We start from the raw sequence: 18,558 nt of genomic DNA, 5'->3' as shown, positions 1-18,558 counted from the left end.
GTTGCAATTTTTGAAATGAACCTAAAATCTGCATCAATTTTTGCGGTAAGATTACAGGAGGCGAAACGCCAAACTCCCAGCTAACGCTGGGATGAGCCCACGTCAGTGCTCATTTGAATAGTCAATTGACTAGTTCCCCGCGTCAGCGGGGATTATTTTCTATCTCCATCCTTGCGGTGGGTTGAGCACACCAGCCGATCCAAGCGCTACCCCAAGGTACTTCCGTCCGAAGGAGCGCCCACTCCCCCGGCGCGGGTTGAGTAGGCCTGCGGCGCACACTTGAGCCGTACCACCTTTTCTTAGCGCGTCCTTTCACTTCTTAGGTCGCTGACCTCGAAAAACACCGTAAGCAATTCTGAGTACAATCGGCGGCTGTACTTACCGCTAGTACGAAAAGCACTTTAGAAAAGGAGTAATCATGGATACCCTCTACACCACCGAAGCACTCGCTACCGGTGCAGGCCGCGATGGCCGCGCCGTGGTGCACAATTCTGACCTTGACTTCAAGATGGCCACCCCAAAGGAAATGGGCGGCGATGGCAATGGCGCCAACCCAGAGCAGCTCTTCGCCGCTGGTTATGCCGCGTGCTTCCACTCTGCCCTGCAGGCGGTAGCTCGCAGCGAGAAGACTGAGTTGGGCGATTCCTCCGTGGGCGCCCGCGTGTCCATTGGCAAGGAGGGCGAAGGCTTCAAGCTCGCCGTTGAGCTCGAGGTCATCATCCCCGCCCAGGAACACGACAAGGCACAAGAGCTTGCCGATGCCGCCCACCAGGTCTGCCCCTACTCCAACGCCACCCGCGGCAATATTGACGTCAACGTCACCGTCGCGCAGGACTAAGCAAGACTAGTACAGTCTCTTAGTCCTCGGCCCGCAAGGGCCACCATGCGCGGGTGGATCCACTGATTCGAATAAGTGAGTCAAACTACGCTGCATGTGTCCGGCGTAGCTGGCAAAATCGAATCATGTCTGTTGAAGCTCGCGCCCTTTCACTGCGGCGGTTATTACATGATTCCGCGGCAGTGCGGCTGCTGGCGGCCGATAATGCCCCGGTGATTCTGGCACTTATTGCTGAGTATTTTCCCCGCGGCACTCGGGCGCGGCCGGCGGCAGAAGTATATGAGCTGATGGTCACCGATTTCGAGGTGCTCGCCAGTGAATTCTCAATGCCGCGCACACCGCAAAGCTATTGCAATGATTGGGTAAAAGCTGGTTGGCTAGTCCGCAAATCTGGCAGGAGCTCACGCGGGGAAACCTTGGAGCCAAGCGAGGAAGCGCTGTCCGCGCTCGAGGCCGTTGAGCGTTGGGAAACGCCGGTTACTACGGTCACGGCATCGCGCGTGGAATCTATCGGCTCGGCTCTGCAGCGCTTGGCGCGAGATACAAATGAGGATATTTCGAGCCGCGTCGCCAGCTTAGAGGCGGAGCGAGACCGCATTGACCGCGAAATTGAAAAGGCACATTTAGGGCAGTTTGAAAGGCTGACTGCGGCAGAGACGCAGGAGCGCGTCCAAGACGTGCTGAACATGGCCATGGCGGTGCCAAGCGATTTCGCCAGGGTGCGCCATGAGCTTGAAGCCCTCAATCACCGGTTGCGTCGCCAGCTTTTGGATCCAGAAGGTTACCGCGGCGAAGTGCTCGAGGAAATCTTCAGCGGTGTAGACCACATCGCGGAATCGGACGCGGGGCGCAGCTTCCGCGGATTCTATTCCTACCTCATGGATAGAGAACGCAGCGCGTGGCTGGACCAGTGGATTAGCCAAGTTTTAGAAAGCGAGGTCGGCCAAGAGCTAGCGCCAGAAAACCGTCGTCATCTGCGGAATCTCTTCCGCGATATGGAAGAAACGAGCTTCGAGGTCAATCAAACGATGACTGGCCTGGCACGCAGCTTGCGCAACTATGTCTCTTCGGAACAATTTGCAGAAGACCGGCGCATGATTGAGCTACTGCGTGAGGCGCGAGGCATGGCCATTGATGCAGCGCAGGCATCGGAGCTGAAAGCCTTTCACCGCATGGAAACACCCCTGCAGCGCATCGGCATGTCCATTCATTCCGTATCGCGCATCCACTTGGCCAACCCGGGTCGGGAGGTCGTGGAGGAAGCACCGGAAGCCTTCCAGCCGGGACAGGAGAATGCGGAGGCGTTGTATGAGCTGGTGCGCGAATCAGAAATTGATTTTGAGGAATTGCATGGGGCGATTCGCGGGGCCGTCGGCAAGGCGGGTCCGTGCACGATTGGCCAAGTATTGCAGGCGTACCCGCCCACGCAGGGCCTGGCCAGCGTCGTGGGATTGGTACACATTGCGGACCAGCACCCACTACCGGCGCTGCATGATGCGCACGAGAAGGTCACCTGGACCGAAGAAGATGGGACCATTCGCGCGGCGTATATCCCTACTATGTATTTCGATAGCACCACCGTTGAGGAGTTGTAGTGAGCGCTACTGATAATCACCGCGTCGATTCGGCGCATGAGCCCCCGCTGTGGGAAAGCGATAAAGGATCGCTGACCTATAACTCGCGCCGCGCGTTGGTGCAGCTGTTGAAGGGGCCGCTCGTGCGTGCGCACAAGGAACCTGTCTTATGGTCCGCCATCATCTCGGACGAAGACAACCTGCGCGCCCGCCTGCATGAGGTATTCCTCGAGCTGGTCGTCGATGAAGCAGAAGGGTTTGCGTTTACCCGGATGGTAGAAGAGGAAACGCTGCCCATTCCGCAGGTGCTGCGCACGGATAAGCTCAAGCACATCGATACCGCCATCCTGCTGAACCTGCGCCAGGAACTTGGTTTAGCGCTGCCCGGTGAACGCGTGATTGTGGATGTAGAAGACCTCCGGGAGGGAATTGGTTACGTCCGCGCGGTTGATAACCGCGATGAAGCCGGGTTCAATAACCGCTTCAATGCGGCGATTAAACGCATCCGCAATGAATACTCTCTGCTCAGCGCCACCGAGACAGAGGGGCGCTACGAGGTTTCACCCGTCTTGCGCCAGCTTTTCGATGCCGCCACGGTCACCGCCATCCGGGATGAATACGCCCGCCTCGCAGAAGCCGAGAGCGACCAGGAGGAGGCTTCCGATGACTAACCTGTATCCAGGCCAATTCCGCATCAGCCGTATCCAGCTCATTAACTGGGGTACTTTTCACGGCTATTTTTCCATCCCGGTAGCCCGCAAGGGCTTCCTCATCACCGGCGGATCCGGTTCGGGCAAGTCCACGCTGCTTGATGCGATGTCGGCAGTATTGGTGCCGCAGAAGGACCTCAAGTTCAACGCGGCATCGCAGCAGGACCTCGGTCGGCATAATGGGCGCAACCTCGTCTCCTATATTCGCGGGGCGTGGCGGCAGCAAGAAAATGCGCACACGGGTGAAATCGCCCCGGAGTATTTGCGTGAGGGCGCAACAAACTCGGTGGTGGCGTTGACCTACGATAATGGGTCTGGCACGCAGCACACCCTCATCGCCATCTTCCGCCTCAACGGCGGTGAAAATTCGGTGAGCCAGATTAAAAGGCTCTATGGGGTGGTGCAGGGAGATGAGGACATCGATAAGCTCAGCCCCCTACTCACCCGCAGCCTGGATACCCGCAAGATTAAGGCCATGTACAAGGGGCCGGGAGCGTCATTTACGCCGACGTACACCACGTTTGCGGATCGCTTCCGCAAACGCCTGGGCATCAAGAGCGAGCAGGGGCAGGTTCTGCTGCACCGCACGCAGTCTGCCAAGTCTCTCTCCAGCCTGGACCAGCTCTTCCGGGACTATATGCTCGATACGCCGTCTACCTTCGAGCGGGCGGAGGAGTCGGTGGAGCAATTCGAAGATTTGCGCCAGGCATACCTGCGGGTAGAGGACGTCAAGGCCCAGATTGAGACGCTGGCACCCCTGCCCCAATTGCACTCCCAACGCACCACCGCAGAGGCTGATAAGCACAAGGCCGAGGCGATGAATGAGGCGCTGCCGGCGGTGCGCGCCCGCTTGGTGGCAGAAGAACTGGACTATCGCATCCGCGTGCTGACCGCCCAGCAGGCAGAGGCGCACTCTGCGGCCGAGGCGCTCGAAGCGGAGGTCACGCACCTTGACGATGCCGAGCGCCGCGCCGCCGTAGCCGTCTCCCAACTCAGTGCCGGCGAGCTGGCCGCCCTAGAAGCCAAAATTGAAACCGCGGAGAAGGAAATTGAGCACCGCTCCAAGGAGTTCCACCACCTTGCCGCTGCCGCCGACCAGTGGACCGATCACTTTGAGCTCAGCCCGCACGGCTTCGCCGAGCTGCAAGCAAATGCCCGCCTGCGCATCGCGGACTTCGAGGCTGACTCGGCCCAGCTTACTGAGCAGCAGCAAGAAGCCGGCGTGGCCGCCCGCGATGCCGCGACAGCATCCGCGTCCTTAGAAAGTGAGCTGCACTCATTTAGCTCGCGGCGCACCAATATTGATAAGGCCCTCGTAGAGCTGCGCACCCAACTCGCGCAAGATACTGGCTACGCCGAATCGGAGCTTCCCTTCGCTGGCGAGCTACTGGATATTGCCCCGCAGCAGGCGGAGTGGGAGCCGGTGATCCAAAAATTGTTACACGGATTCGCCGCCACCCTGCTCGTTCCGGAAACCGCGCGGGAAGCCATTAACCAGTGGGTCAATTCTCGCAATGTGGGCACCCGGCTCGAGTACCGCACTATCCCGGAGTTTGCACCGGCGCCCGCGCCCGCGCGCAGCCCGCAACAGCTCATCCACAAATTGGAGTTCCAGGATCACCCCATGACGCCGTGGGTGCGCCACCATATTTCGAGCCGTTTTAACTACGAATGCGTCAGCTCGGTGGCCGCACTCGAACAAGTAACCAAGACCCCAGCCGTCACGCGCGATGGCTTGGAAAGCCGGCCCAAGGATAAAGATGGCTCGACGCGTTTTATCAAGGATGATCGCACGCGTTATAAAGGCACGCGGTGGTACCGAGTAGGTTCCACCAATACCGCCAAGATTGAGCTCCTGCGTTCCCAATTGAATGAAGCGAAAGCCACTGCTCGTGCCATGGCCAAACAGGTCCACGAGCTCAACCGGAAGATGGATATCCTGCGCACGCAGCGCGATAAAGCGCAGCGCGTACTGGAGACTAAATTCCAGGATATTGATACCGCTTCCGCTGAGGCGCGCAAACGCGATTTGCAAGAACAGTATGATTCTTTAGCTTCCTCCCCAGAAGCGCAGGCCTTAGCCACAGCACACGAACAGGCAAAGGAAAAACTCACCGCCGCCCGCGCCCAACTGAACGAAGCACAAAAACACCTCGGCAACGTGGAAGGCGAGCTGAACCGCTCCACCCAGCGGCGCCAAAGCATCGGAACAGTGCCCACGGTGGCGGATCAGGGTATCGCCAAGGCGGTCGAAGAGGCCCTGCACAAGGGCAGGAGAAAACTCACCATCGATGACATCGATGCCCGGCGCGATGAGGTGCAGGCCAGCCTGCAAGAAACCACGCGCAGGGCCGCGCGCTGCATCGAGGAGACGAATGTCAAGATTGTCTCCGTCCTGCACAAGTACCTATCGCAGTGGCCGGCGGAAGCGGCGGATTTGGAGCCACAGGCGAGCTTCGCCGGCGAGGGCATGGAGAAGCTGAAATTCCTGCGCGCGGACCGCTTGGCGGATTTTCGCGCTCAGTTCTTGGAGCTGCTCAATGGCACGACGGTGCAAAACCTATCGCACCTCGCCTCCTCACTTCGCCATGCCCGTAGCGATATCGAACAGCGCATGGAATTTATTAATAAGTCCCTGGAGCGCACGCCCTTCAATGGCGACCGCACCCTGCGCATTGATGTGAAGGATGCCAGGGGCCAGGTCGTGCAAGATTTCCAGCGGGATCTCGATGCCGCAACGTCCCATAGTTTGGCGGAGATTAGCGCCGATGAGCCCGAAGCTGCGGTAGCGCGCTACCACGCCCTGGACAAGATTCTCAGCCGCTTGGGCTCGTCTGAGCCGGAGGACATTCGGTGGCGCAACCTGGTCCTCGATACCCGCAAGCACGTCAGCTTCATCGGCCGCGAATGCTACCCCGATGGCACGACCGCGAATACGTATCAGGATTCCGCCTCTCTTTCCGGCGGCCAGGCCCAAAAGCTGGTGTTCTTCTGCTTGGCTGCGGCGTTGCGCTTCCGCCTGGCGGAGCCGGATCAGGACGTTCCCACCTACGGTTCCATCATTTTGGATGAGGCCTTCGACCGCGCCGACCCGGCCTTCACGCGCACCGCCATGTCCGTGTTTGCGTCCTTTGGTTTCCACATGATTTTGGCAACGCCATTCAAACTCATCCAGACGCTATCGCCGTACGTGGATGGCACCATCGTGGTCAATTACGACGAGCCCATTATCCAGGGCCGCCCGCAAGCGCGTACGGGCTATTCGCTTATCGATGCCACCACCTATTCCCAGGAATCCCCGGAGTCCCCCAATGCGGATGCCTAGTGACCTGCACACCCATGCGGAAAAATACCTGCGCAAGCACTTTGCGGAGGCTTTGTCGACTCCGGATTCGCTGAGCATCGACTGGCCGCTGCACCCGCCCACGGCCGCCAACGCCGCGCGCGATGTCCCCGCCACCCAGGAGTTCATCCGCGCCTGGCAGCGCTGGCCGCACCAAGAAGAGATCCACTACGAACAGCGCAATTGGTCCCGCACAGGCCTAGGCACCAATTCCGTTCCCACCCGCGCGGTCCTTACCGGTGCTCCCCGCATCGCCGCGGCCGCAGGCCTCAGCGCCGAATACTCCCGCGCGCTACAGCGCGCACACGACATCGCCGGGATCTTCCCCGACTCCCCTGCATTCGCCGACGCCGTGTACCGCACCTATGCCCAGTGGAAAGACCTTGACACATACGATCTGCGCTGCTTGGCACCATGCTTGACCTGGCTGCGCGCCCACCCGGACTCCGGCGAGTGGGAGCGCGCCGTTCCGGTCGAAGGTGTGGATGGCAAGTGGATAGGCACCCACCGCCGCCTGCTGCTCGCCCTGCTTTCGCCCTTCGGCATCACGGATTTGGGACTGCGCCGCACCGACGCCCGCCTGCGTCTGCGCTACCTCAACCACGCCCCTGCGCTGTCCGATATCGAGGTTCCCCTTTCCCAGGCTGCACAGCTCTTTCCCACCGCGCCCCCGCGCGTTCTCATCGTAGAAAACAAGCAGACCTTCCTAGCCCTGCCCCTGCTTTCCGATGCCGCCCCACCCACCATCGCCATCCTCGGTTCCGGCAATGCCGCCCGCCAACTTCACGCCCTTGCCTGGCTCCACGATGCCGAAATCACCTACTGGGGCGACCTTGACGCCGCCGGCTTCAGCATCCTCAACGGCGTGCGCGCCCACTTTCCCCACACGAAGTCTCTCCTTATGGATACCACCACCGTCACCGCGTTCCGCCACCTCGCGGTCCCCGATCCCGGCGACGGCTCCGCCATACTTAGCCACTTGACCACCGAAGAGCAGCGCGCCTACCGCCTCCTCTTCACCGAGGGCAAGCTACGCATTGAACAAGAACGGATTCCGTTCGCGCATGCCACTGACGTGATTCAATCTACGTTTCAACGCTAGGTTCTAGGTTGGGGAAATCTCATCAGAGGACGCAACCCATTGCGAACCCCCGTTTCGTGGTTTCCCGCTAATCGGCCAAACCTATTTGAGCTCCTCCGCCAGTAAAAGCCTCGGCCCCACCACTAGTTCATGAGCACACGTGGAAGCCCCAAATAAAGCTCTGGAGCCTATGCGGCTCCAGGCGACAACGTTCCGGTATCCGGCTCGTCGTAGTGTTAGCTTAACTGGTTTCGATGACACGTTTTAATGGAGAAAATGCCGCATCGCCTGGGTTTTACACCAACGGTCTACCACCGTCACGAGTATCTCCGTTCGATCTGGTGCCGTCTCCTTTTCTCAAGGCATCGCGGTCCACTCAATGTCCTCGAAGCCCCAGTCGGTGAAGTGGCAGGTGATGGTCTCGGTGGCATCGATAAGCGCGTGCTCCATTGTCTCTTCATCGTCACCAGTAACGGAGAGCTCGAGTATCACTGAAGTATCTTCTTCGTCCAATAGCTCCACATCCAACGGGCCACCATCATCGAGGCCCGACTCAAAGCGCGCAACCCAATTATCGCCGCCAAAGAAACCGGAATCATTTAAGGCGTACTTTTCCTCCAAGTCCCATATGGCTTCAATAATGTCCCAGTTGCCGGTAATCGCAGCGGACAGCTCGGCGTCACGCCCGTACAGCACTAGCTCGTGGAGCCACGAATAGGCAATGATGAAGCTGCTCATAATGCCTGCCAGTGTATGCGACGAGAGCCCACTCTCTGAACGCACTCACTGTGAGTTTTGCTTATAAACTCAGCTGTTTAAGTTCGGTACAGAGAGCATCGATTTGCGCCCGCGTATGGGTTGCCATGAGGGTGACGCGGAGTATCGCAGCGCTTCGCGCAACAGTTGGCCACCGGATTGCAGGGACGATAAATCCGTGCCCCAGCAGTGCGGCGCTAGCGTCCATCGCGGCGGCCTCATCGCCCACGTGCACAGGGATAATCGGCCCTTGCTTTGGCGTAGTACCGCGTGTGTTGTGCCAATAAGCAATATTCTCCTGCAGTTGGCTAACCAGGCTGGGATCAGACTCAATGAGTTTTAGCGCCGCAAGCACAGCGGCAGAGGTGGCTGGCGTGGGCGAGGTCGAAAACACGAAGGACCGGGCTTGTTGCCGCAAGAGCTGCGCCACCGGCTTACTCGTTGCAACGAGCCCGCCTTCAGCACCAAGCGCCTTGCTAGCGGTAATAAGTTGGATATCGGGCTGGACGCCGAAATATTCTGGGAGGCCAAAGCCGCGGTCACCGACGGTGCCGAATGAATGAGCATCATCGACCATAAGCCAGGCGCCGTATTTGCGCGCCACCCGCGATAGCTCAGGCAAGGGTGCAAGCACCCCGTCCATGGAAAAGAGGCCATCGGTAATAACCAAGGCATACTTGGTGGTCCTGTTAGCCAAGGCATCTTCCACAGCGCAGGTATCGCGGTGCGCCGTAACGAAGAGGGAGGAGCCACTCGCCTTTGCGAGCCGGCAGCCATCGATGATGCTGGCGTGGTTGCGCGCATCGGAAATAATGGTGAGCTCGGGCGAGGCCAACGCCTGCAACGTCGATAGATTGGCCTGATACCCGGTGGCAAAGAACACCGAGTCTGGATACCCAGTCAGCCGGGCCGCAGCAGCCTCTACCGCAACGTGTAATTCAGACGTACCGGTGGTCAGTCGCGAGCCGCCTGAACCTGCGCCGTAGTGATCAACGCTGTCCTTTACGGCGCTTTTAATCTCCGGATGCTCTGCCAGGCCCAGGTAATTCGACGAGCTAAAGAGCACCGCGTCTTTGGCTGTCTTCCCGGCGGCCGTCCGCAAGGAGCTTTCCGGCACTTGTCCACTTCCAAAAACCGAAGGGCTGCGCCACAGGCCGTCTTCTCGCCACTTGTCCAGGCGCGCAGATGCGACTTGTTCTAGGCTCTCGTTCACTTTTCTGCCCCAAAATCCACGAGTACGGCGCGGTTTTCCAGATAATCAATCAACGCTTCAATATCGGCGCCTGGTTTGATGATGAAGGCCCGCGCTCCCTCATCCGATCCAGGCTCTTTAATGCGTGGAAGGCGGTGGTACGTGTCATCTATGCAGACGTAACCGGTGGTATAGGCCGGGTCATCAGACACACAGACCTCTGCTAGAACATCGGGGTGCGCGGCTACCTTGCTCGCAAGAACGATGGCCTCACGGGCCGCGTCCTTGCCTTTGAAAGCCGCGTCTTGAGCATTGTGCGCGTCCATGTGGCTCACGCGGACGCCGCGCTGTGCGTCTGGCTCGCAGCGCTTACCTGTATCGGCTGCAATCAGCATCGCACCGCGCATATTCCTCGCGGTAAACGTCTCTTCAATGACTACCTGGGAATGAGCGGTCATGGGGCGCAATAGTTCCTCGATGACGTCCCTAGCCTGCGAGGGCGATTGCACCGCTTCTTCTTTTACTCCTACGGAAGGGACGTGCAGAATATCGGACTCAGTCAAAGCCTCCACGGTGATGAAGGTACTTTCCGCCATTCCCTTCGGGTGCGCCAAAGCACGCTCGGATAACGCCGCACAGACCGCCGGAACCTCGTGTTCCCTGACAATTCGCTCTGCTCCCGAAATGTGCTGGCCTGCGGAATCAGACCGCATTCGCACTGAGAAATAAGTCATAATCTGAGGGTACCGGACGTATTGAACGGTGTTCAGGAAAAGGGAAAATTAGCGGGACTCGGCCAAACTCCAGGTCTTGGTTCCAACATAGGAACGCACAAGCAATGCGCTTGCCGATGTCTCCTCACCCCACGTTCCACAGCCCTATTTTTCCTGCTAACCAGGCGATTTGTGTGAAAACGGCGTTAGGCTATATAGTTAATTCTCGTTGCACAGAGAACGACACGTTCGAAGTACAACATGAATATTCCTCCATAGCTCAGTTGGCAGAGCATTCGACTGTTAATCGAAGGGTCACTGGTTCGAGCCCAGTTGGAGGAGCTTTCTTAGCCCCCTTTTACCTGCAAAACGCCGGTGGGAGGGGTTTCATCATTTTCGTTTACTGGGCAGTTTCGGGTGGTTTAGGGCGGTTTCCTGTCGTGCATGTCGTGGAATTGCATGATCGTTTTGCCGGTGGCGGCTCGGCATTTGGGGCCTGTCGATGGGCGCGCCCTGCGGATTGCGGGCTGCTGGTAATCGGGTGCGGCCTAAGAGGCCTGACCCCCAGAAAGTGGACACGTCGGGAGTCAGGCCCAACCACCAGCAGAAAAGAAATAGCCGCCTAACCACTAGGTAGCTCCACTACGTGTCCACGATTTGCGGGCAATCCCAAAAGATTCAGATTAGATTAGCGGAGGCTTTTCGTTAGTAGCCGTTTGACTCCGCCACCACTTCATCAGAATCAGGTGCGAACATGGTTACCCGAAAGTTCAACAAGCTAGAAAGAACATCAAACAAAAACGCTGTGCACTTAAATCCTCTGACTCATAAATGGCGAAACAAGTCTCGATTTCATCGTCGAAGATTTTTAGTTCTTCGGACAACGTAGCCGAAGCCCCGCCATCCATAACGAATCGGTAGCAGTCCCGATCATTGTCATAAGCGAGTTCACGCACCCTATCAATATCAGACAAAATCGTCAGCACCCGACCAACGGGAGCATCGGTAGTAATTCCTGCACTAGTCGACACGACGCCTCACCACCTCTTGTTGGCTTATCACTGTAACTTGTTCGAACCCGGTTGGAGGAGCACAGTACATCCCGCCCAGCATCGCGCTGAGCGGGATTTTTCGCATGCGCCACACAGCTTGAGTTCAGAGGGTTGCGGAAGATGCGGGTTAAGCACAACGGGGACAGGAAAAGGGGCCTAGCCCATCAAGGCTAGGCCCCTTCCCTACTGCACTCTATGCACTCGCCGCAGGCTCAGGGAGCGCTGAGTGAGCGTCAACGAGTAATTAGTCGTTGATGTAGAGGTACTGCTTGTTCACGAACTCGTCCAGTGCAAAGACGGAGAGCTCGCGGCCGAAGCCGGAGTTCTTAACGCCACCGAATGGCAGTACTGGGGAGAAGTACTGGCCCAAGTTGACGTGAATCATGCCGGTCTCGATCTGGTCAGCAACCTTGGTGGCGCGCTCGGTGTCATCGGAGAAGACGGCACCGCCCAGGCCGTAGTTGGAGTTGTTGGCCAGCTCTACGGCTTCCTTCTCGGAGGAAACCTTGTAGATCTCTGCTACTGGGCCGAAGAACTCTTCGTAGTAGGAGTCGGAACCAACGGGGACATCGGTAAGCACGGTCGGCTCGTAGTACGCAGCGGTCTCGTGCAGGTTGCCGCCAGTGCGAACCTTAGCGCCGTTGTCCACAGCGGTCTTGACCTGCTTGTCCAAGTTCTCTGCGGCTTCGCGGGAGGACATTGGGTAGTACTGGTTCTCGCCCGGCTGGGTTGGGTCAGCCTGCTTCATACCCTCAGCAATGCGGACCATTTCATCGACGAACTCGTCGTAGATGTCTTCCATGACGATGATGCGCTTGTTGGAGGTGCAAGCCTGGCCAACGTTCTCGATGCGCTTGACCCAAGCTTCCTCGGCAGCCTTGGTGACATCGGCTGCATCCAGGATGATGTAGGGGTCGGTGCTGCCAAGCTCCAGCACAACCTTCTTCAGGTTGCGGCCGGCGATCTCGGCCACGGCGGCACCGGCGCGCTCGGAACCGGTCAGGGATACGCCCTGAACGCGCTTGTCTCCGATGATCTCTTCAATCTGCTTGTGGTCGGCGTATACGTTGATGTACACGCCCTCTGGCAGGCCAGCCTCGCGGAAGATCTCCTCGATGGCTGCAGCGGACTTCGGGGTAATTTCGGCGTGCTTCAAGATGATGCAGTTGCCGTTCATCAGGTTCGGACCAGCGAAGCGGGCGACCTGGTAGAAGGGGTAGTTCCACGGCATGATGCCCAGCAGGGTACCAATGGGCAGGCGGCGGAGGGTGGCCTTGCCGCCTGGCACGTCAACCGGCTGGTCCTTGTTGTGCTCTGGGGCGTTGTCTGCGTAGAACTGCAGGATGTCGCCGGAAAAGTTAATTTCCCACTCGCCTTCTGGGGTGGACTTACCCATCTCCTGTGCGGCAATCTTGGCCAGCTCGCCCTTGCGCTCCTTGAGCAGTTCCGCTGCGCGGGACACAATCTTGGCGCGCTCCTCAATTGGGGTCTCGCGCCAGGTCTGGAAAGCCTCGTTGGACTTAGCCAGAACCTCTTGGATCTGCTCATCGCTAAAGGTGTCGAATTTTTCTACTACTTCATTGGTAGCGGGGTTAGTTACCGCAAAATCCTTGGACATTATTGGATCCCTTTCTAAATGGATTCTTGGAATTAATGTGGCGGCGAACACAATCTGTATGCGCCTGCCACAAGAGTACTTAAAGTTCTAGTGACGTGTCACCCATGAAAGTGGGTAATTTGTTTTAGGAGGCCGCGACGACCGAGCCATCCTTCATCTTGATGCCCTCATCCTGCTTCATATAGGTGGCATCGCGAGTGAGCATCTGGCGCACCGCCTCCTCATTCTTCTGGATTTCCGCCTCGAGCGCCTCCGGATCTTGGCGGAGGAGGTCGAAACGCTCCTGCACCAGCGGTGCCTCCATTTGCAGGATGGGACGCATCACGGAGTTGTCCACGCCGCAGGCATCGGCGACCTCATCGCCATGAATGATGCGCACGTGCGCGGCGGTCCAGTCCGCCAGGGTGTCATCGGGCATGCCCGTGAGCTCCTTGGCGTTGACGACGAAGCCGTCCATGAGGGCATCGACAAGCTTGCGGGCCGATTCATTGATCTCGCCGTCGACGGTATGGATGGCGTCCATGGTCTCCTGGGAAGCCTCTACCCCATCTTCGCCTTCGAAAAGGTCCGTAGAAATGCCCAGCATGCGACCGGCGATCTTCCACAGGTAGAACGCGTCCTTCTCTTCCTCTGCCGTGAGCTTCCAGCCCATGTTGCGCAGGCCGGCGTACGGAATGTAGGTGAAATCGAACCAGGTGCGCAGCATATCGAACTCGCTGATCGGCGCGCCGTAGTGGGAGTAGTCCAGCTCCTTGCGGGTGTGCACGCGCCGCACGTGGGCGTGGATGGCGCGCACCATACCGGTATGGATGAAGCCTTCGCCGCCGGGCTGCAGCGCATCCGGCAGGTAGAGCGAATAGGTCCAGTTGGTGGTGTAGGCAAGGCGCTTGACGGCACCATCGGTAAGCTCACCGGTGTTGACCAGCAGGTCCGCGATCGCCGGGGTGGAATAGGTGTGGACCAGCGAGCCCGGGCCCAGCGCCAGGCCGTGGCTGAGCGGCGGAATGGACAAGTAGACGCGGCGCCCGCGCTCCAACTTCTCTGCATCGATGCCGTCGAGGGCCTTGGTCATGTCCTCGATGAGGGCAGCAACCTCTGGGAAAGTCTCGTCGTTGGCTGTACCGCGCGCGAGGGCATCGCGCAGGTTAGGCATGATTTCCTTGACGGTGTGTCCGCTGGTAAACAGCGCATCGGCCACCGGGTCCATCTTCCAGAAAGCCTCGTGGTAGCGGTCTGCGCGCTCTTGGCCAAAGGTGGCGATGAATTCTTCCTTATCGCCGCGCCCGGCAGGCCACTCGCCGACGGTGCCTAGGGACATATTAGTAGTCATGGTTGTCTCCTCTGAGAATGTTATGGGGGATGGGGTTAGCTGCGGGCCTCTTTGGAGTCATCGTGCAGCGTGTAATCGGACTTGGTTTCGGGCTCGTTTTTCGCGATGTGCGCCTTAATCACCGCAGTGACATCGGACCATGGCGGCTTATTCTTATTAGCGCGCTTAATCTTTGCCTTTTGCGCACCCGGCAGCTTGTCCCGCAGGCGGGCAACCTTGGCTTCTGCCCGCGCGGCACCCCGATACAGGATGGCCCACGGCTTGTAGTTCACCTTTTCCCAGCGCGTGCCCTTGACCATGAACTTGGTATCTTCCACGCCGCAAATGGTGGTCAGCGCACCGAGCGCCATCTTGGGGACCAGCGGGTGGATGGTTTCTAGGATGCTCATCAAGGCGGTGGCCACGCGCTCGTGGTAAGTGGAGGAATATCCGCCATTGGCATAGATGAAATCGGTCATCTTGCGCATTTCATCGCCGGTCTTGGGGATGAGGCGCTCTTCGGCACCCATCATATAAAGGATGTATCCCCAGTACTGGGCCACATCGTCCCAGTCCTGGCCGGAGTGCGGGCGGCCAAAGCGCTCGTCGATGGCCAGCGGCATCATCCCGAACCAGCCCTCACCGGAGACCAAGAAGCTAGAGCCAATCGGCCGGCCGAATTCGTTGTAGTGCTCCTTGCCCCACATCTTTTCTAGGCCACGATTGGCCTGGGAATGCAGCAGGCGCACGCGCACGGCAGCCTTGCGGCCTTCACCGAAGCGGTCAAAGACGTCCTTCTTGCCCAAGTCCGTGAAGAATTGCGCAGTTTCAATAGAGCGCTGCATGGCCTTGAACTCGAACATCCCGGTCTCACCCGTGGCCGCCGACGTGCGGTCCTCCATCGTGGTGGCCCAGTACGCGAAGGCAATAGCCAGAACCTCTGAGGTGCGTGTGACGTTGTAGTAGGCCACGCGGCCGCGCTCTGCGGCCTCGAGATCCAGCCACTCCGGAATGCGGTCTACCTCTTTAAAGAAGTCCACCAGTTCCGGGGCCGGGTCCTCTACCGTCTCGATGCCGTGGTTGAGCGCCTGCTCAAACTTGGCGCGCGATTCCTTGGCACCATCACGGCGGAAGGCCTCCGCCAGCTTTTCGCCGGTCTCGTCGGTCTGCCACATGTGGTCATCGAGAAGCTTGGTTTGCAGGCTGTCGTAGCCTGCCCACTCATCTTCTACCGTGTGCCAGGAGTCAAAGACATTGTGCCGAAGCTCCGACCAGCCTGGCGTCGCGGTGCGACGCTTCGGCGCCGGGCGCAGGTCCATGCCATCGCGGTAGAAGTAGCGGAAATCCTCATAGGGATTATCGGACATGGGCAGAACCTTTGGTTCCGCCTGCGACGTGTTGGCAACGTCAGAAGTATCTGTGGGAGCAGTCATTGTGTTTTATTCCCTTCCTTATTATTAGGCCTTGGTAACTAGCAGCAAGCGCAGAGGCTAGTTCCGGCGGGCTTCCTTAGAGTCATCGTGCAGGGTCCACTCCGCCTTGACGTCTGGCTCATGGTTATTGATGTGCTCTTGCACTTCTTCCAACGCATTGATCCACAGCGGGCGACCTTGCGCGGCGTTGTGCTTCTTGTATTCCTCCGCACCGGGTTTTTCATCGGCTTCGCAGGCTTCCTTTGCCTCCGCGCGCGCCTTGGCTTCGAAGTCTTTGGCCGCCTGGGAAAAGTCCATATCGGCCCAGCGAGTTCCTTCCACCATGAACTTGGTGTCCTCTTCTCCCACCAGCGTGGCCAGCGAGCCCAACATTTCTAGTGGAAGGTCCGGATTCATCTGTTCCACGATGGACATCAGTGCCGTAGCCACCCGCTGGTGGTACGTCGAAGAACGCCCGCCGTTTGCGTAGATGAAGTCAGTCATCTTACGCATCTCATCGCCGGTCTTGGGGATGATGCGCTCTTCCCCGCCCATCATGTACAGCACATATGCCCAGTACTGGGCGACGTCGTCCCAGTCCTGACCGGAGTGGGGGCGTCCGAAAAACTCGTCGATGGCCAGCGGCATGAGCGCGAACCAACCTTCGCCGGAGACCAAGAAGCTAGAACCGATGGGGCGGCCAAATTCGTTATAGTGCTCCTTGCCCCAAAGCTTTTCCAAACCGCGGTTTGCCTGGGCATGCAGTAGGCGGACGTGGACTGCGGACTTGCGGCCTTCCCCAAAGCGGTCGAAGACGTCCTGTTTACCCAAGTCCACGAAGAACTTGGAGGTCTCCAGTGCACGTTGCATCGCCTTAAACTCGAACATCCCGGTCTCACCCGTGGCCGCAGAGGTACGGTCTTCCATGGTGGTGGCCCAGTAGCCAAAGTTGAAGGTGAGAAGGTCCGCGCTCGGGGTGGCGTTGTAATAGGCTACGCGCCCGCGCTCAGCGGCTTCGAGGTCGATCCAGTCTGGGATATTATCGACCTGTTCGAAGAAGGCCACCAATTCCGGTGATGGATCCTCAACGGTCTCGATTCCTTCATTCAGCGCCTGCTCAAATTTGGCGCGCGATTCCTTTGCGCCATCGCGGCGGAAGGACTCCGCCAAAGCGGCACCCTGCTCATCGGTTTGCCACATGTGATCATCGAGCAAACGCGTTTGCGGGGTGTCGTAACCTTCCCACTCATCGTGGACGGTGTGCCAGTGGTCAAAGATATTGTGGCGCAAGGTGGACCAGCCGGGCTTGTCCACGCGGCGCTTCGGCGATGGGCGGAGATCCATGCCATCGCGGTAGAAGTAGCGGAAATCCTCATAGGGATTATCGGACATGGGCAGAACCTTTGGTTCCGTCCGAGTTTCGGTAGGAGCAGTCATGGGGAGTGAACAACCTTTCCAATCTTGGTGCTACACCACACACATTTCCTGATTATGTGGTCTAGTTCACCATCTAGCTGTGTCCGTAAGCCTATAGAGACATTGCCCTCCACTGCAATGAATTTTGTATCCAATTTTCCGGGAAATTACCGGGCGTCAGAACCGCCGCTACACCCGCCTTCACAGCACCTATCCTCTCCTGCGCAAATAGCAAAAATGGCAACCTTGGCAGATTTTGCAAACCTTTTGCCTGCTCACCCCATATAGGTGTACTAAGCGCACACGTGTCCGCTATGCGAACGCTTTTGTAACCTGTATCTCCCTTTAGGCTGTACCATGACGTGCATTACATACAGTGAATTGGCAATGAACCACAGCCACGAAAGCGAGGTCTATTCACCCCTATGCCTAGTTCTCCTTCCCAACCTGCACCCCAGCTTGCCGATGCCCCCTCCACCACCGCCACGGTGCAAAACGTCACCGCCGTAGCCGATGACCTTGCGGTCATCGAATTTTCGCTGGACGGTGATGCTCCGCTTGCTGAATACTCCCCCGGTTGCCACGTCGATATCACCCTCCCGGGAGCAAATGGCGAGATGCTTACCCGGCAATACTCGGTTTTTGAGCTGACCGATTCCTCTACTCCTGCCGCTGGCCAACAAAAACGGCCAACGTACGGCGTCGCGGTAAAGCGGGAGGAAAACTCCACGGGTGGATCGATTGCGATGCTCAAACTGCGCTGCGGAGATAGCTTTGAAATCTCGCAGGCATTTAATAACTTCGAGCTCGTGGCACACGCCGGCTACTACGTCTTGGTTGGCGCCGGCGTGGGCATTACCCCCATGCTCTCGATGGCCCAATCCCTCGAGCGCGAGAACAAGCCGTATATCGTGCTCTTTTTCGCACGCGATGAACACCATGCGGTGCTGCTCGAGCAATTGCGCGAAACCTGCGGCGATAAGCTCATTGAGGTCTTTGGCCGATCACGCGAAAAGCAGGCAGATATCTACCGGCATCTGCTGGGCCAAGCGCCGAAGGAGACGGCCTTTTATGTCTGCGGCCCGCAAGGTTTCATGGATTCCGCGAAAGAAGTCGCGCTCGAGTATTTACCCGAGCACGCTTTTCACTGGGAGAACTTCCACCCCGATCTAAAAGCACTGTCCGGTGAGAAAAACGCCGGAGCCGGCGACGGCCCGTTCGAAGTAGAATTTTGCGGCGAGACAGTAGAAATCCCAGAGAATAAGACGGTCCTAGAGGTCCTTGAGGAACTCGATCTACCCGTAAAATCGCGCTGCCTGGAAGGCACGTGCAGCACCTGCATCATGCGCGTGGTCGACGGCGAACCAGATCACCGCGATTCCGTCTATGACGCGCAAATGTATGCCGATGGGGCCTTCGCCCCGTGCGTCTCCCGCGCGCTAAGCCCCAAGCTCACCTTGGAGCGCTGGCGGCAATAAACCCAGCCCCCATACGCTGCTCGAGCGAGGAAGCTGGGCTGGGAAAATTGGGGCATCGGCAAGCGC

At 58.4% G+C, this 18,558-nt stretch carries 14 protein-coding genes and 1 tRNA gene; 7 read left to right on the top strand and 8 right to left on the bottom strand.

The genetic code is table 11. The features are described 5' to 3' along the window. Nucleotides 1-418 precede the first annotated feature (418 nt). From ABRP95_RS04555 to ABRP95_RS04535, 5 genes are all read left to right on the top strand, one after another. On the top strand, nt 419-838 hold the full coding sequence (locus ABRP95_RS04555; protein ID WP_296087372.1) for an organic hydroperoxide resistance protein: 420 nt from the start codon (nt 419-421) through the stop codon (nt 836-838). A 125-nt stretch (nt 839-963) separates the two neighbouring features. Then, nucleotides 964-2,433 carry a DUF3375 domain-containing protein gene (locus tag ABRP95_RS04550; protein ID WP_284852225.1) on the top strand — a complete coding sequence of 490 codons (1,470 nt, stop codon included), beginning with the start codon at nt 964-966 and terminating at the stop codon, nt 2,431-2,433. Further along, complete coding sequence (locus ABRP95_RS04545) at nt 2,433-3,083, top strand: DUF4194 domain-containing protein (protein ID WP_023017165.1); 651 nt, start codon at nt 2,433-2,435, stop codon at nt 3,081-3,083. The genes ABRP95_RS04550 and ABRP95_RS04545 overlap by 1 nt, the downstream gene beginning before the upstream one ends. After that, a complete protein-coding gene (locus ABRP95_RS04540; RefSeq protein ID WP_349839011.1) occupies nt 3,076-6,447 on the top strand; it encodes an ATP-binding protein in 3,372 nt (1,123 codons plus the stop codon). The genes ABRP95_RS04545 and ABRP95_RS04540 overlap by 8 nt, the downstream gene beginning before the upstream one ends. After that, the gene (locus tag ABRP95_RS04535) at nt 6,434-7,567 is read left to right on the top strand and encodes a DUF3322 domain-containing protein (RefSeq protein WP_349839010.1); all 1,134 of its coding nucleotides are present in this window, start codon (nt 6,434-6,436) and stop codon (nt 7,565-7,567) included. The genes ABRP95_RS04540 and ABRP95_RS04535 overlap by 14 nt, the downstream gene beginning before the upstream one ends. A gap of 336 nt (nt 7,568-7,903) precedes the next feature. Here the strand turns inward: ABRP95_RS04535 and ABRP95_RS04530 are convergent, their stop codons facing one another. The 3 genes from ABRP95_RS04530 to ABRP95_RS04520 form a co-directional block, all read right to left on the bottom strand. Continuing rightward, nucleotides 7,904-8,284 (bottom strand): hypothetical protein, encoded by a 381-nt coding sequence (locus ABRP95_RS04530; protein ID WP_284852228.1) that lies wholly within the window; start codon nt 8,282-8,284, stop codon nt 7,904-7,906. A gap of 61 nt (nt 8,285-8,345) precedes the next feature. After that, complete coding sequence (locus ABRP95_RS04525; RefSeq protein ID WP_284850105.1) at nt 8,346-9,515, bottom strand: aminotransferase class I/II-fold pyridoxal phosphate-dependent enzyme; 1,170 nt, start codon at nt 9,513-9,515, stop codon at nt 8,346-8,348. Next, nucleotides 9,512-10,228 carry a 6-carboxyhexanoate--CoA ligase gene (locus ABRP95_RS04520; protein WP_284850104.1) on the bottom strand — a complete coding sequence of 239 codons (717 nt, stop codon included), beginning with the start codon at nt 10,226-10,228 and terminating at the stop codon, nt 9,512-9,514. Before ABRP95_RS04520 ends, ABRP95_RS04525 begins: the two co-directional genes overlap by 4 nt. Before the next feature lie 248 nt (nt 10,229-10,476). On the opposite strand from ABRP95_RS04520, the gene ABRP95_RS04515 reads away from it, so the two are divergent. Further along, nucleotides 10,477-10,549, top strand: a tRNA-Asn gene (locus ABRP95_RS04515). A gap of 428 nt (nt 10,550-10,977) precedes the next feature. Here the strand turns inward: ABRP95_RS04515 and ABRP95_RS04510 are convergent. From ABRP95_RS04510 to ABRP95_RS04490, 5 genes are all read right to left on the bottom strand, one after another. After that, nucleotides 10,978-11,238: a hypothetical protein gene (locus ABRP95_RS04510; protein ID WP_284852231.1), complete on the bottom strand. Its 261-nt coding sequence runs from the start codon at nt 11,236-11,238 to the stop codon at nt 10,978-10,980. A gap of 265 nt (nt 11,239-11,503) precedes the next feature. Then, complete coding sequence (locus ABRP95_RS04505) at nt 11,504-12,877, bottom strand: NAD-dependent succinate-semialdehyde dehydrogenase (protein WP_284850029.1); 1,374 nt, start codon at nt 12,875-12,877, stop codon at nt 11,504-11,506. 124 nt (nt 12,878-13,001) lie between these two features. After that, entirely contained in the window at nt 13,002-14,207 is a 1,206-nt protein-coding gene (locus tag ABRP95_RS04500; protein ID WP_349839009.1) for an oxygenase MpaB family protein, read from the bottom strand. 35 nt (nt 14,208-14,242) lie between these two features. Then, on the bottom strand, nt 14,243-15,619 hold the full coding sequence (locus tag ABRP95_RS04495; RefSeq protein ID WP_296087340.1) for an oxygenase MpaB family protein: 1,377 nt from the start codon (nt 15,617-15,619) through the stop codon (nt 14,243-14,245). Between the two features lie 57 nt (nt 15,620-15,676). Continuing rightward, nucleotides 15,677-17,035: an oxygenase MpaB family protein gene (locus tag ABRP95_RS04490; RefSeq protein ID WP_284852234.1), complete on the bottom strand. Its 1,359-nt coding sequence runs from the start codon at nt 17,033-17,035 to the stop codon at nt 15,677-15,679. Nucleotides 17,036-17,439: 404 nt separating this feature from the next. Between ABRP95_RS04490 and ABRP95_RS04485 the strand changes: the two genes are divergently transcribed. Continuing rightward, nucleotides 17,440-18,492, top strand: a complete 1,053-nt coding sequence (locus tag ABRP95_RS04485; protein WP_284850033.1) for a PDR/VanB family oxidoreductase — start codon at nt 17,440-17,442, stop codon at nt 18,490-18,492. Nucleotides 18,493-18,558 lie beyond the last annotated feature (66 nt).

The sequence above is a fragment of the Corynebacterium sp. KPL2895 genome (assembly GCF_040225815.1).
GTDB lineage: Bacteria > Actinomycetota > Actinomycetes > Mycobacteriales > Mycobacteriaceae > Corynebacterium > Corynebacterium rhinophilum.
Note: the sequence above shows the minus strand (reverse complement) of the source record. Positions and strands in the feature narration are given on the sequence as shown.

Excerpts from the sequence above, each read along its gene's own strand:
- ABRP95_RS04555 (WP_296087372.1), top strand. The coding sequence starts at position 419 with ATGGATACCCTCTACACCACCGAAGCACTCGCTACCGGTGCAGGCCGC.
- ABRP95_RS04550 (WP_284852225.1), top strand. The coding sequence starts at position 964 with ATGTCTGTTGAAGCTCGCGCCCTTTCACTGCGGCGGTTATTACATGAT.
- ABRP95_RS04540 (WP_349839011.1), top strand. The coding sequence starts at position 3,076 with ATGACTAACCTGTATCCAGGCCAATTCCGCATCAGCCGTATCCAGCTC.
- ABRP95_RS04535 (WP_349839010.1), top strand. The coding sequence starts at position 6,434 with ATGCGGATGCCTAGTGACCTGCACACCCATGCGGAAAAATACCTGCGC.
- ABRP95_RS04530 (WP_284852228.1), bottom strand. The coding sequence starts at position 8,284 with ATGAGCAGCTTCATCATTGCCTATTCGTGGCTCCACGAGCTAGTGCTG.
- ABRP95_RS04520 (WP_284850104.1), bottom strand. The coding sequence starts at position 10,228 with ATGACTTATTTCTCAGTGCGAATGCGGTCTGATTCCGCAGGCCAGCAC.
- ABRP95_RS04505 (WP_284850029.1), bottom strand. The coding sequence starts at position 12,877 with ATGTCCAAGGATTTTGCGGTAACTAACCCCGCTACCAATGAAGTAGTA.
- ABRP95_RS04500 (WP_349839009.1), bottom strand. The coding sequence starts at position 14,207 with ATGACTACTAATATGTCCCTAGGCACCGTCGGCGAGTGGCCTGCCGGG.
- ABRP95_RS04495 (WP_296087340.1), bottom strand. The coding sequence starts at position 15,619 with ATGACTGCTCCCACAGATACTTCTGACGTTGCCAACACGTCGCAGGCG.
- ABRP95_RS04490 (WP_284852234.1), bottom strand. The coding sequence starts at position 17,035 with ATGACTGCTCCTACCGAAACTCGGACGGAACCAAAGGTTCTGCCCATG.
- ABRP95_RS04485 (WP_284850033.1), top strand. The coding sequence starts at position 17,440 with ATGCCTAGTTCTCCTTCCCAACCTGCACCCCAGCTTGCCGATGCCCCC.